Below are 14,561 nucleotides of genomic sequence, written 5' to 3'. Positions count from 1 at the left end.
GTTTGGGATTTGGTGCTTGGAATTTGGAATTTATTTGGAATTTGGTGCTTGGAATTTGGAATTTCTATCTAATCTGTCCACTAAAAGATGTGGGTAATGATTAGGCCAAGGGGGGACATCAATTGAGTAGCGACAGAGCACTAGTGCTCTGTCGCCATTCAAGTGATTGATTGGCCGTTGTCCCCCGCTGGCGGGGGTAGGAGGTGGATTCTTCTATTTCAGATTTCATAATCGTTCAGGTAACAGGAATAATATTGAATATCGAATGTAGAATACTGAATGTAGAATGATGAAGTTTCTGGATTTTTCTGTTTGGCCGTTTTTATACTTTGAACATTCTACATTCAATATTTTGTAAGTGTTCTGAAATCTCAATCAATATTAGTAACTCAAGACCTGAACGGTTACACAATTCACCATTCACCATTATTAAGGAAATTTAGGGAAAAAATTGTGAATTGTGAATGGTGAATTGTGAATGAATGCATAGTTAATAACATTGTCCAGTAAAAGATGTGGGTAAGGATAAGCTCTCAAGAGGGGAATACTGTGGGTGAAGGAAAAATTCAAGGTGTGTGAAGACTAATAAACCTGTCCTGACGACAGGTCAAGAATCAACGCTCAATTCCTGAATCCCTGATTTAATCAGGGACAGGAACAGGTTTTATCCGAGAGCGTTTACCAAAATTAAGGAGGGAAATGAAAAATGATTAGTTTATTAATTTTAATAGTTATGCTCATTTTTTTAGCGGGTTATTGTGTTTATGGTCGGTTTTTGCAAAAACAGATGAAATTAGATGATTCAGTTCTTACGCCGGCACAGGAGATGAATGATGGAAGAGATTTTGTTCCGGCAAAACCTATGTTATTATTGGGACAGCATTTTTCGGCAATTGCGGCCGCCGGACCGATTGTCGGGCCCATTCTTGGATGTTTATGGTTTGGTTGGGCACCGGCACTTCTCTGGATAGTTCTGGGGGCAATATTCATTGGTGGTGTCCATGATTTCTCAAGTTTAGTTGCTTCAATTAGACATAAAGCCGCATCTATTGGTGAGATTGTTAAACAATATATGTCCCCGACCTCTCATATCCTGTTCCTGATTTTTGTCTGGCTTGCCTTGATTTATGTCATTATTGCCTTTACAGATATTACAGCTCATACCTTTAAGACAGTCGTTAAAGAAGAGGCATTTGGTCCTGGCGTGGCGGCGTCATCCTTCCTTTATCTTCTTGCGGCAGTGCTTATGGGAATCCTTTTATACAAATTTAAGATTAAACTGTGGTTAGCAACCGTGATATTTTTGCCAATAGTATTATTAATAATCTGGGTTGGACCACGATTACCCATAGAAATACTTGGTTCATTATCTGTAAAACAATGGGATATAATCTTGTTGATATATTGCTTTATTGCCGCAGTCATCCCAATGTGGTTATTGCTTCAACCTCGTGGCTATCTTGGTGGTTGGTTTTTATATCTTATAATTATCATTGGGTTGATTGGCGCAATATTTGGAGGATTTACCATACAATACCCGGCATTTAATCTTGAAGGATTAAAAAGTCTGGCTAATGGAAAATTACTCTTCCCTGTTTTATTTATTACGGTTGCTTGTGGTGCGTGTTCAGGATTTCACGGAATTGTCAGTTCGGGAACGACTTCAAAACAACTTTCCCGCGAAAAAGATGCGGTGTCAGTTGGTTACGGGGCAATGTTACTTGAAGGTTTAATCGCAGTGCTGGCAATGATAACCGTCATAATGCTACCAAAAGGGGCAGAGATGCTTAAATCCGACCCAAATCTTATCTATGCTAATGGTATTGCTCAATACATGGGGTTAATTGGAATAGCGTTTAGTTTTGCCTTCCCATTTGCCTTACTTGCTTTTTCAACCTTTGTCTATGATACCCTTGATGTCTCAACAAGGCTTGCCCGCTATATCCTCCAGGAACTAATTGGGTGGAAATCAAAAATTGGCGGAATAATATGTGCCTTAATCAGCTTATTTGTTCCTTTATTATTTTTAATGTTGACCAAAGAAAAGGGATATTTAGTTGCCTGGCCAATCTTTGGCACAAGCAATCAATTACTTGCTTCTTTAACCTTACTTGGAATTTCTGTCTGGTTGATAAAGACTGGTAAAAATGCCATTTATACCATCCTACCAATGATATTTATGTTACTGATGACTTTATGGTCATTGGTAACTTTAACCTTACCTTTCATCACTTCTTTACCAGAAATACTTCAGGGTAGCAGTGTTGTCCCGGATGTTTTGATTTCGGGTATTTGTGGGGTTGTCCTTTTGCTTCTAAGTATAATGCTTATCATTGAAGCGATTAAAACATTATCCAGGAACATAAAAGAAACTACAGCGTAGCCTCTGAATATGTAATCGTTCACCACAGAGTCACAAAGAAAAATAGTAACTATTCAGCCACAGATGGACACGGATAAAACACGGAAAATCGGTGGTGTCTGAAAATAACTCTAAATAATGAAATCTATGCAGATTTGGTGTCCAAAAGGGATTTCCTCCAAAGAGCAAAATGCAAAAAGCAAATATAAAAATTACATATCAAAATGTAAAATTATCTCGTAAGCGTTCAGCCGTGTCCATCAGATGGGACAATATCAACTCAAAACTCAAATGTCAAAACTCAAAACCTCATCTCAAAACCTTAAAACTAATAGATTCATTGAGATTTATTGCGACTGATGGAGAAGTTTTTAGTTGTAGTTTTGAGTTTTGCTTCATTTAATGTCCCATAGGGACAATATATCGGTAGAAATAAATATCATACAAATAATGTCCCATAGGGACAATATATCGGTAAATGGCTTTCCATAAATTTTCTACCAATATATCGTTCCTACGGAACTGATTGATTTGTCTATCTATTCCTACCGATATTATGTTCCTAACGGAACGATTATTCTCATGCCTTATTTATGGGGTATTATCCTATGTAAACTTCCAGTTAATAACCGCTATAGAGTCTATAGTCTTGTGTCTGATGTCCAGTGTCTGAATCACAGTTACCCTTATTTTTTAATTGACTTTTTAACAATAGGTAAGTATAATAAAGATATGCCAGGATATTTTGTAGCAGAACCTCCAAAAATAGAAGTTTTTGATGATAAAATACTAAAAAATGCAGAAGCCAAAAAATTGATTCAAGACATCCCTGTTTTGCTTTCTAACCAGACAAAAGAAGAGGCAATAAAAGTCGTCTATACCAGTCTTCAAGAGGCAAGAGCAGGGAGGATGATTGATAAAATGACCGTGCGGGAGGTGGTTACTAAATTAATTGAAGAAGTTATCTCAAACTATGAAGATTCTTTGATAAATCTTATGGATATTAGAACCTATGATAAATATACCTTCTCACATTCAATCAATGTTTGCACCTTATCCACACTCATCGGTCTAAAACAGAAATTAAAAAGGAAAGATTTAGAAGATTTAGCTATTGGTTCGTTGCTTCATGATGTAGGTAAAATACTGATCAGGCATGAGATATTAGATAAACCCGGAAGATTAACCCCAGAAGAATTTGAGGAAATGAAAAAACATCCTATTTATAGCTATAATATCCTTTCGAGAGAAAAAGATATAAGTGAAGTTCCCAGAATGGTTGCTTATGCCCATCATGAAAGATATGATGGGCGAGGGTATCCACGGAAATTAGTCGGTGTTGAAATTCCACAATTTGCCGTAATGACCTCAATTGCCGATGTCTATGATGCCCTGACAACGGATAGACCATATCGAAAAGGGTTACTCCCTCATGACGCAATGAGAATTATTATTAGTCAAACTTATAGTGATTTTGCCATAGATGTTGTCCGTGCTTTTTTGAGGACTTTGTCTATCTACCCTCTTGGAAGCCTGGTTAAGCTTAATACCGGAGAAATAGGATTAGTCGTTAAAGTAAATGAGCGGGCAATTGTCAGACCAGTGATTAGAGTATTGATTGATGCTAAAGGCGAACTAATACCATTTTCAAAGGTTAAAGATATAGATTTGACCAAAGATGCCACGAGATTTATCGAATGTCCGGAGAGCGAAGAGATATTTGGCAAAAAGTAAGCATTTAGCAGTGAAGAGTGAACCGTGAAGACTAATCAGTAGCCTATAGCAGTTATTAGTCAAAATTTTACTCAGGGTGGATAAGTAAAAAATCCCAAATCCCAAGCACCAAATTCCACATACCAAAAAGCGAATTAGAGATTAGTGAATTAGAGATTAGATTTTACTAATTCGCTAATTCGCTTAATTCACTAATTCACTAAATGGAATTTGGAATTTCATAGCCATATCTGGGTCAAATTTCGATTAATAAGTGTTATACTGTTCAGTGATTTCAGACTGAGGTGCAAGAATAATGGTAACTGCGATTATCACAATATTACAAAACAAGATATTTTTAGCGTCGGTTTTAGCCTGGTTAATTGCCCAGGTTTTAAAGATTATTATCTATGCCCGCAAGAATAGACGAATAAATTTTAGACTGCTGTTAGGTTCAGGTGGGATGCCAAGCTCTCATTCAGCAACCGTGATGGCTTTATCTACTGCTGTTGGTAAAATACACGGCTGGGATACACCACTTTTTATTGTCACTCTGATATTTGCATTTATTATTATGACCGATGCGGTTGGTGTCCGGCGGGCAGTTGGTCAACAAGCACGGATTTTGAATATTATGGTTGATGAACTTTATGAAAAAGGAACAATAAGTGAGCGGAGATTAAAGGAATTATTAGGTCATACGCCGGTAGAAGTCTTTGTCGGCGCCGGACTGGGGATATTAGTTGCCTTAGGAATTACCGCATTGTAAAAATTTGGAGTCTGGAAACAATGGAAGAAAAAATTAAGTCTCTAATGATAGAGGCAGAAAATGAGATTAAAAAAGCCATTTCTTTTGAGGTATTAGAAAAACTGCGGGTAAAATATTTAGGACGAAAAGAAGGGTTGATTACCCAACTTCTAACCCGGATGGGAAGTCTTTCTGCCGAAGAAAAACCTAAAATCGGGAAATTAATTAATGAGATAAAGAATAAAATTACCCAATTACTTACCGAAAAAACAGAACTATTAAAATCTAAAACCCAGCAAGAGAAATTACTTTTAGAAAAGATTGATATAACCTTGCCTGGTATTGGACCTCAAATAGGTAAATTTCATCCCATAACGATTATATTAAACCAAATAGTAGATATTTTTGTTAGATTAGGTTTTCAAATAGCCGAAGGGCCTGAGGTAGAATTAAGTTATTATAATTTCGATGCCTTGAATATCCCACTTCATCATCCGGCACGGGATATGCATGATACCTTTTATGTCAAAAGCGATTCTGAAGATGTGATTTTACGCACACATACCTCCCCGGTTCAAATTCGTGTTATGGAAAAACAACAACCGCCTTTGCGAATAATTGTTCCTGGCAGGGTCTATCGTAAAGATGCTGATATTTCTCATTCACCTATGTTTCATCAGGTAGAAGGTTTATTAGTTGATGAATGGACGACATTTAGTGATTTAAAGGGAGTGCTTTCATCATTTATCCATCTTATCTTTGGGGAACAAACTAATCTTCGGTTTAGACCGAGTTTCTTCCCTTTTACTGAGCCTTCGGCAGAAATAGACATTTCTTGCGTAATATGTGAAGGAAAAGGATGTGGGCTTTGTAAATATACCGGTTGGATAGAGATTTTAGGCGCCGGGATGGTTGACCCGGAGATATTTAAAATAGTTAATTATGATTCAACAAAATACACCGGTTTTGCCTTCGGCGTCGGCGTAGAAAGAATTGCTATGCTAAAATACGGCATCAATAACATTAGATTATTTTTTGAAAACGATATTCGGTTTTTAGAGCAATTTTAAAATCTCGTTTATAGTTTATGGTTTATAGTTTATAGTTTATGGTTTATAGTTTATGGTTTATAGTTTATGGTTTATGGTTTATGGTTTATAGTCTATAGTCTATAGTCTATAGTCCTTCAACTATCAACTATCAACTATCTACTATCTACTATAAACTATCTACTATCATAAGTTTTTCAAAGAAGTTTGCAAATTTGCCAGAGTTTAGTACATCATCTTTGTGTTCTCAGTGGTTTAAACAGGAGATAACCAGAATGTTAATTTCGTATAACTGGCTAAAAGAATATGTTGATTTTGACTTTTCTCCCACAGAATTAGCAGATAAATTAACTAATCTTGGGTTTGAAACAGCTAATGTGGAAAGAGTTGGGGATGATACGATGATAGATTTGGAGATAACGGTTAATCGTGGAGATTGCTTGAGTATGATTGGGATAGCCAGGGAAATATCTGCTTTGAATAAGACTAAACTAAAAATTCCTTCCCCACCTGCATTTAATTTATCTAAAAAACTAACCCAGATGGTTAATATCTTAATAGTTGACCCTAAATTATGCCCGCGTTATACTGGCAGGATAATTGAAGGGGTCAAGGTTGCTCCCTCTCCTGTCTGGCTCCGAGAACGGCTTGAGAAGGTAGGCATTCGCTCGATTAATAATATTGTTGATATTACCAATTTTGTGATGATGGAGTTAGGACATCCACTTCATGCCTTTGATTACCAGACATTGATGGGTAAGAAAGTTATTATTTGTCGTGCCGCGCCGCATGAGAAAATCCTGACTTTAGATGGAGTAATTTATGAACTTTCTCAAGAAATGCTTATCATTGCTGATGCAGAAAGACCTATTGCCTTAGCCGGGATAATTGGCGGAGAAGATAGCCGCGTTAAAGAAGAAACAACGACTATTTTATTAGAATGTGCTTACTTTAACCCTCAAAATATCCGACAAACCACAAAACAACTACAAATTCAAACAGAATCTTCTTATAGATTTGAACGCGGTGTTGACCCGGAGGATTTAATTTTAGTTCAAAACCGTGCGACTCAACTGATTACAGAAATATGCGGTGGAAAATCTATCTCGCCAATAATAGATGTTTATCCAAAGAAATTTAAAAAGACAATTATCAATTTAAGAATTGATAGAATTAATCGGATTCTGGGCACAAGCATTAAGGGAAATGAGGTGAAAGATATTTTACAATCACTCGGTTATGGGATTAAAGAGGAAGAAAAAGGGATTTTCCTTATTGAAGTCCCTTCGTTTAAACATTTAGATATTACCCGTGAAATTGATATAATCGAAGAAATAGCCCAAATATATGGTTATGAAAAAATCCCGATTACACTGCCGGCAGGCTCTTTTAAAGTAGCAATGGATTATGAGTATGAACTATCCAATAAGGCAAAACAAATTCTGGTTAGCTGTGGCTTTTACGAAGTCATTACCTACTCATTTACCTCACCAAATTTTCTGGCAAAAACTAAAATACCCCTAACCAACGAAGTGATTATTAGTAACCCATTGAGAGGGGATGAGAATTTAATGTGTCCTTCTTTAATCCCTAATATTTTGAAAGTGTTGCAATGGAATATCAATCGGGATAACTATGATTTAAAGGTATTTGAATTAGGAAAGGTTTTTTCCACTGACAAACCCCTTCCAAAAGAACAAAATGTTTTAATTGGGGCGATTGCCGGGAATTACCATGAAGCTAACTGGCGACATAAAACAACTATTTTGGCTAACTTTTATGATTTAAAAGGGGTGATTGAAAAATTGCTTCAAGAACTATGCATAAGTGGATATGAATTCCTTACTGGAGACCACGCCAGCCTTCATCCCACAAGACAAACAAAATTAGTCTATCAAGACACTCCCATTGGAATAATGGGCGAACTACATCCACAAATTGCAGCGGAACTAAAACTACCCGAAGACATTTACTTATTTGAACTTAATTGGGATAAACTCCTTTCTTTAATTAATCTTGAAAAGAGATTTAAACCATTACATAGATTCCCGGCTGTAGTTCGTGATATGGCTATTTTGGTCAAAGACGAGATTGATTCATCTCAGATAACAAAGATAATTGAAGAAGTTGGCGAAGGCTTAATCGAAAGGATTAAATTATTTGATTTATATCAAGGGGATAAAATACCCACAGGATATAAAAGTTTAGCGTATTCCATTACTTATCGTAAGCAAGAAATAACACTTACCGATGAAGAGGTTAATGAACGACATAATAAGATTATCATAGAACTTAAAAATAGGCTGGGAGTAGAGTTGAGATTGGAGTGATGGAATGATGTGATAAGGAGAGTCCGTAAAGATGACTAATAACAATTTTGAGCCCGAGATTGTAGCTTTTTGCTGTCATTATTGTGCTTACGGGGCGGCAGACCTGGCTGGGTCAATGAGACTTAATTACCCAGCTAATGTTAAAATTATCAAATTGCCCTGCACTGGCAAGGTAGATATTTTGTATCTGTTGAAGGCATTTGAAGATGGGGCAGATGGTGTCTATGTGGCGGGTTGCCTGGAAGGAAACTGCCATTTCATTGATGGCAATATCAAGGCAAAACGCCGTGTTGCCAGAGCAAAAAAACTACTGGATGAAACCGGTATTGGTGGTAATCGCCTTGAAATGTTCAATATGAGTGCCTCAATGGGACCAAAATTCGCTGAAGTCGCCCGAGAAATGACAAATAAAATACAAGAACTGGGACCAAGTCCACTCAGGAATAAGGTGACAAAGTAATTCTCCTGAAAATAGGTTATGGGACGCAGATTTTCGCAGATTATCAGGATGTATATTTAAAAATCCTGAAAATCTGCGTTTATCTGCGTCCTATACTTTCCCGAACCACGAATCCAGTTCGATTTCCCTTGAAAATGTTCGTAAGTTATTGTAATTATTTGAGTTACAAAACTACATTTTCATCGTCATTTGTGCCCTACAGGGGCATGGAAGTTTCACCTGTCCTGATTTGAATCCTGCCAAAAATCATTCCAAACAGTATTGGTTTGACCCTATTTGTCCCCACAAAAAAAGTCCCCACCATAATGCCGTGTGAAATGGAATTTTTGAACCCTTTTGTGTAAGTGGGTGCTCACCTAAGTGCTTTGATGCTTCTACTTACACCTTTTTAAAAGGCAGTCTGCATGCCACACTCAGAGTTGTAAAGCTCCCTATAAAAAGGTGCTAGCTCAAAAAAAAACCATTTCATCACAAACACGGTAGGGACTCACACCTGTGTTTCATTCTAATTATAGTATATCATACTTTTCTCCCAAAAGTCAATAGAAAATTTTTATAAATTTTTGGGGACGCAAAGGATGCAAAGGTAATTTTTTCCACCTGTGCGGTTAGATTAACCTTTCTCACATCTTTTAAAACCACGAAGAACACGAAGGGCACGAAGAATTATAAACTAAATCGTAACTATTCAGCCACAGATGGACACGGATGAAACACGGAAAAATCCCCACCTGTGCGATTAGACTAATTCATCGCAGAGACGCAAAGGAAAAATAAATGTAAAATGTAAAATAGGAAATGAAAAATGGGAAATTTTAGTCCTTCGCAAGACTCATTACCTTTCAGTTATACATTTCCCCTGAAAATAGCGAATTAGTGAATTAGAGATTAGCGAATTAGTATAGTATCCACAGACTCGTATCCTCTGGTTTAGAACACATATTCCCCCTTAATAAAGGGGGTTAGGGGGTTGTCCTTCTCCCATTTTCATTGCCCTTTGTGAGCCTTGGCTCATGTCCGTTTCTCCTGAAAATAGGAAGTAGAAAGTAGAGAGTAGAAAGTAGAAAGTAAAGAAAACATCACTCCTCCCGCTTATCTCCTTACCTCCCACCTTCTATCTCCTACCACTATTTCCCCTGAAAATAGCGAATTAGTGAATTAGAGATTAGCGAATTAGTATAGTATCCACAGACTCGTATCCTCTGGTTTAGAACACATATTCCCCCTTAATAAAGGGGGTTAGGGGGTTGTCCTTCTCCCATTTTCATTGCCCTTTGTGAGCCTTGGCTCATGTCCGTTTCTCCTGAAAATAGTTAATTAGAGATTAGAGAATTAGTGAATTAGAACCTGCACTCTTGCTAATCTCTAATCTCTATGCTCAATTTTCATCCTCGTTTGTGAACCGCAGGTTCATACCTGGTTTCTCCTAAAAATATCCGCAGATTTCGCAGATTACACAGATTTTTATTTTTTTATCTCCCCACTGGCGGGAGATTAAAAGGTTAGGGGATTCTTTTATTCCCGAATCCCGAGCCCCGAGTCCCGAGTCCCTTAATTTTCATCCCCCTTTGTGTGCCGCAGGCTCATGACCGTTTCTCCTGAAACCTAACAACCACTGCCTGTTGTTTCACTTTAGATGGCTAAATACTTACTTTACTTCTAACCTCTTACCCTCTCTATATATTCTCCAGTGCGAGTATCGATTTTAAGGATTTCACCTTCCTCTACAAATAAAGGCACCTGGACCTTTAATCCTGTTTCCAATTCTGCCTGTTTAGTTGCACCTGAAACGGTATTTCCTTTAAAACCTGGTTCAGTGGTGATAACCTTTAGTTCTATCGTTACTGGTAATTCTATGCCGATTATCGTCTCATCATGGAATAAAACCGTTACCTCCATATTCTCTTTCAGGTAATTGACATTACTACTTAGTATATCTTTTGAGAGCCCGAATTGTTCATAAGATTCGGTATCCATAAAGTAGTAATTACCTCCCTCCTGATAAAGATATTGCATAGGTTTGCGGGATATTCTGACTAATGGGAATTTTTCCTCTGGTCTAACGGTTTTATCTATAACCGCGCCGGTACTAAAATTTTTTAATTTTAATCGGACAAATGCCCCTCCTTTACCCGGCTTGATATGCTGGAATTCTGTGCAGGAGAAAATCTCTCCATTCAATTCAATCGTCATTCCTGGTCTTAAATCATTTGCACCAATCATTTATTTTAACCCTCCTTAAAATTGGTAACTGTAGAGTCCTGCAAAACTAAGAAACTGTAGTTTTTAAGCGGGTATTTAAAACCTCTATTTTTATCAATTTCCTCCAAAGAGCAAAATGCAAAACTCGTTTATAGTTTATGGTTTATAGTTTATAGTCTATAGTCCTTCAACTTATCAACTATAAACTATCAACTATCAACTTGAAATTTGATTTGTAATTTTGCATTTTGATATTTAATATTTAATATTTATTTATTGTCTCCCCCAAATCCTATTTTGCAGAACCCTATTGGTAACTGGTGAATGGTAATTAGTTATCAGTTCATAATGCAATCAATTCTTTAGACACATTATCGCTTAATACCTTATGCCCATTCTCAGTTATCAGCACTGTATCTTCGATTCTTACTCCACCGAAGTTTGGAATGTAGATACCCGGTTCAATGGTTACAACCATACCTGATTTCATTAAGGTTTTATTTGAAGAAGATATATGAGGTATTTCGTGAACCTCAATGCCTATACCATGTCCTAAGTTATGTCCAAAGAATCGTTTTAAACCGTTTTCGGCAATTTTTTCACGGGCAATTTTATCTACCTCAGCAAATTCTACCCCGGCTCTTAAATTCTCTAATACCTTTTCTTGTGCGTTTTTGACAGATTGATAAACTAATTTTTGTCTTGGCGATGGCTTACCAAGGATTAAAGTGCGAGTTAAATCGCAATTATAACCTTTAAATCTCGCCCCAAAATCAAATATAACAAAATCACCCATCTTTAATTTTTTATGAGATGGTTTTCCATGCGGCAGACTTGAACGCCAGCCTGAAGCAACAATTGTCTCAAAGGCAATCTCGCCGCCTTTTTTCTTGATTAAATACTCTAACTCAATGGCAACATCATGCTCACTCATACCCTCATTGATAAACGGTAATAGGACTTTAAAGGCATCTTCTGCTATTTGACAGGCATATTTTATCTTCTGTATTTCATCTTTCTCTTTGATTAATCTTAACTTATAAACCAATCCTTCGGTTGGAACTAATTCTACAAATGTTAATTCTTTAACGAGTTTTTGATATTGAGTATAAGTCAGGTAATCAGTTTCTAAACCTAAATTTTTAAGTTTTTGTTTTGGCAGGAGTTTTTTTAAGGTCTTAACTAACCCTTTTTCTTCTTTAATGAACTCAACACCCTGATGGACTTCTTTTTGTGCCTGTTCAAGGTATCTTGAATCCGTAATAAAGTATATCTTTTGGGAAGTAACCAACAAATCAGCCGAAGAGCCTGTAAATCCTGTTAGATACTGAACATTGGTGATATTAGATACCAATAATCCATCTAATTTCTTTTTTGATAATATCGTTTGTAATTTGTTGATTCTATCCATGTTAGGTAATTTTTTTATGAGATAGATGTTCAATCACAAATTTAGCACACTGAAAACCTTCTTTTATCATTGAAACTCCAGTTCCACCTCGATAATAACCAAAGATATGAAGGTTCTCGTAAGCAATTTTTATGGCAGATTTTACCTTACCATTATGAACCATATCTTTAGATAATGTTTGCCAATAGCCCTGATAAGAAGTAGGTAAATTAGCCTTATCTATCCCTTTTAGAATAAGATACCCATCTAAAGCTTTCAGCATACTAAGATAACATATTCCGGCTGCCTCTGCTACGGGTTTTGAATCCTCGTAACTTTTATATACAATCGGGACATTTTTTAATATCTCTTTTCCATTCTTATAGAATCTAACTGCCTCATTAAAATAATCTGAGGCTAAAGATTTCTTATCATATTCTTTTTCTTTCTTCACATCTACCCTCCACTTTTCATCAATTCAATAGCAGACTGGAAGGCTAACAGATAACCAGTCACTCCAAAACCACTAATTTGTCCAATACAAACAGGTGCAATCAGGGATTTATGCCTGAATTCCTCTCTTTTATAAATATTAGATAGATGCACCTCTATCGTTGGAATACCTGTGGCGGCGATGGCATCACGAATAGCAATACTTGTATGCGTAAATGCCCCGGGATTAATTATAATAAATTTAGCGTCTGCCTTGCCAATCTCATCTACAATCTCACCTTCATGATTACTCTGAATGATTTTCAGGTCTATTTGCTTTTCATTGGCTAATTCTTTTAATCTTTGATTAATCTCCGCAAGGGTTATATTCCCATAGACTTCGGGTTCTCTTTTCCCTAATAAATTTAGATTAGGACCGTGGATAACCAATATTTTATTCATTTACCTCACATTATAACATATTACTAAATAAAATGCAATTAATTTTTATGCATAGACACAGGGTAAACGCAGTTAATATCAACCTTCGTTGCTCTGAATTTCCGCCAATATCCCATAAGCCAAAAGTGGCATCATTATTTCATGATGACCAATAAATGAATATCCTTTTCCGGCTTTTAGCGTTGGTCTTTTAACGATATTGGACATTGGTCGATATTGTATCATCATATCAAAGTTAGCAGTGACAAAATCTTCCACCGTGTAGTTTAAATTTCGAACAATCGTTAATGCCTTTAAAAATACCTCCGGGATGATTACCGCCGAACCTATATTTATAAACACCCCACCCTCTAAATTAGCCACCTGGTTAGTAAAAATGTGAAAATCAATCATACTGCCTTTACCAATTGCCTCACCTGAGGCATTTGGATGTTGATGAATAATATCCGTGCCAATAGCCACATGGACTGTAATAGGGATATTTAATTCAAACCCCTGATATAAAATACTATATTCTCGATATTTAAGTTTTTGTTCTGAAATCATCTTACCAACTGCCCTGCCAATCCCAAGATTATGTCTTGCCCCATCAATAATTGCCTCATTAATTAGTTCACCGGTTTCCTTTGCCATACCAAAGGAACCATCTAAAAGACTTTTTGAGACATCCTCTGATGTTTCACCTATCAAGGCAATCTCAAAATCATGAATAATCCCGGCACCATTTAGCGAAAGACAATTTACTAAACCTTTTTTCATTAGTTCAATAATCAGGGGTGACAACCCACATTTTATTACATGGGCTCCACAAGCCCATAAAATAGGTCTCTTTTGGTGATATGCCTGGCAGATAGACTTTATTAATTCCTTCAAATCAGCCCCTTTTAAAATATCGGGCAGGGAATCAATAAACTCTTTAAGAGCAGCATCTCTGGGTAGAAGTCTAACAAAATCTTTTAGTTTGACCAGATTTTTACGGTTTTTTATTGGATATGTCTTTATTTTACTTAAATCAATCTGTTCATAATTATTTGGCATAATTAAACTATACCATTTACTTTACAGTTTGTCAATAATAAAAATAGGGTGAAGGTAATGCGTTAGTGAAATAGGGAATTCTCATGAAAATAGGAAGTAGAGAGTAGAAAGTAGAGAGTAGAGAGTAGAGAGAAAATCTTTCCTCCACCCTGTTTTTCCCCTATTTTCATTCTCCTGTTGTGAACCTACGGTTCATGAGCGTTCTCCTGAAAAATAATGTTAAAATAGCACACGGATAACGCGGATTTAACGGATTTTAGCGGATTTTTCTATAATATATTTTTTATCCGCGAAATATCCGCGACCTCCGCGTCATCAGCGTGCTATTTTCATTGTTCTTTGTGTCCACGTCGTGGAGATGACCGTTTTTCCTGA

General features: G+C 36.6%; 13 protein-coding genes and 1 other RNA gene. 7 read left to right on the top strand and 7 right to left on the bottom strand.

Going from position 1 to position 14,561, the window contains the following annotated elements; all coding sequences use genetic code 11:
* Positions 1–706 precede the first annotated feature (706 nt).
* From AB1422_03715 to AB1422_03685, 7 genes are all read left to right on the top strand, one after another.
* The gene (locus tag AB1422_03715) at positions 707–2,383 is read left to right on the top strand and encodes a carbon starvation CstA family protein (protein MEW6618448.1); all 1,677 of its coding nucleotides are present in this window, start codon (positions 707–709) and stop codon (positions 2,381–2,383) included.
* A 169-nt stretch (positions 2,384–2,552) separates the two neighbouring features.
* Positions 2,553–2,765, top strand: coding sequence for a hypothetical protein (locus tag AB1422_03710; protein MEW6618447.1), 213 nt, complete (start codon positions 2,553–2,555; stop codon positions 2,763–2,765).
* Positions 2,766–3,094: 329 nt separating this feature from the next.
* Complete coding sequence (locus tag AB1422_03705; protein ID MEW6618446.1) at positions 3,095–4,096, top strand: HD-GYP domain-containing protein; 1,002 nt, start codon at positions 3,095–3,097, stop codon at positions 4,094–4,096.
* A gap of 295 nt (positions 4,097–4,391) precedes the next feature.
* Positions 4,392–4,844 carry a divergent PAP2 family protein gene (locus AB1422_03700; GenBank protein ID MEW6618445.1) on the top strand — a complete coding sequence of 151 codons (453 nt, stop codon included), beginning with the start codon at positions 4,392–4,394 and terminating at the stop codon, positions 4,842–4,844.
* A gap of 20 nt (positions 4,845–4,864) precedes the next feature.
* The gene (pheS, locus tag AB1422_03695) at positions 4,865–5,893 is read left to right on the top strand and encodes a phenylalanine--tRNA ligase subunit alpha (protein MEW6618444.1); all 1,029 of its coding nucleotides are present in this window, start codon (positions 4,865–4,867) and stop codon (positions 5,891–5,893) included.
* A 254-nt stretch (positions 5,894–6,147) separates the two neighbouring features.
* On the top strand, positions 6,148–8,202 hold the full coding sequence (pheT, locus tag AB1422_03690) for a phenylalanine--tRNA ligase subunit beta (GenBank protein ID MEW6618443.1): 2,055 nt from the start codon (positions 6,148–6,150) through the stop codon (positions 8,200–8,202).
* A 31-nt stretch (positions 8,203–8,233) separates the two neighbouring features.
* The gene (locus tag AB1422_03685; GenBank protein ID MEW6618442.1) at positions 8,234–8,662 is read left to right on the top strand and encodes a hydrogenase iron-sulfur subunit; all 429 of its coding nucleotides are present in this window, start codon (positions 8,234–8,236) and stop codon (positions 8,660–8,662) included.
* 290 nt (positions 8,663–8,952) lie between these two features.
* Here the strand turns inward: AB1422_03685 and ssrS are convergent.
* The 7 genes from ssrS to AB1422_03650 form a co-directional block, all read right to left on the bottom strand.
* A non-coding RNA gene (ssrS, locus tag AB1422_03680) (6S RNA) lies at positions 8,953–9,151 on the bottom strand.
* A 460-nt stretch (positions 9,152–9,611) separates the two neighbouring features.
* Positions 9,612–9,773, bottom strand: coding sequence for a hypothetical protein (locus AB1422_03675; GenBank protein ID MEW6618441.1), 162 nt, complete (start codon positions 9,771–9,773; stop codon positions 9,612–9,614).
* A 548-nt stretch (positions 9,774–10,321) separates the two neighbouring features.
* Positions 10,322–10,885, bottom strand: a complete 564-nt coding sequence (gene efp / locus AB1422_03670) for an elongation factor P (protein MEW6618440.1) — start codon at positions 10,883–10,885, stop codon at positions 10,322–10,324.
* Positions 10,886–11,207: 322 nt separating this feature from the next.
* A complete protein-coding gene (locus AB1422_03665; protein ID MEW6618439.1) occupies positions 11,208–12,275 on the bottom strand; it encodes a Xaa-Pro peptidase family protein in 1,068 nt (355 codons plus the stop codon).
* 1 nt (position 12,276) lies between these two features.
* Entirely contained in the window at positions 12,277–12,708 is a 432-nt protein-coding gene (locus tag AB1422_03660) for a DUF5618 family protein (protein MEW6618438.1), read from the bottom strand.
* A gap of 2 nt (positions 12,709–12,710) precedes the next feature.
* Positions 12,711–13,148, bottom strand: coding sequence for a type II 3-dehydroquinate dehydratase (aroQ, locus tag AB1422_03655; protein MEW6618437.1), 438 nt, complete (start codon positions 13,146–13,148; stop codon positions 12,711–12,713).
* A 78-nt stretch (positions 13,149–13,226) separates the two neighbouring features.
* Positions 13,227–14,186, bottom strand: a complete 960-nt coding sequence (locus AB1422_03650) for a hypothetical protein (protein ID MEW6618436.1) — start codon at positions 14,184–14,186, stop codon at positions 13,227–13,229.
* Positions 14,187–14,561 lie beyond the last annotated feature (375 nt).

The organism is bacterium (genome assembly GCA_040757115.1).
Lineage (GTDB): Bacteria > UBA9089 > CG2-30-40-21 > CG2-30-40-21 > SBAY01 > JBFLXS01.
This window is presented reverse-complemented; position numbering and strand designations above follow the sequence as displayed.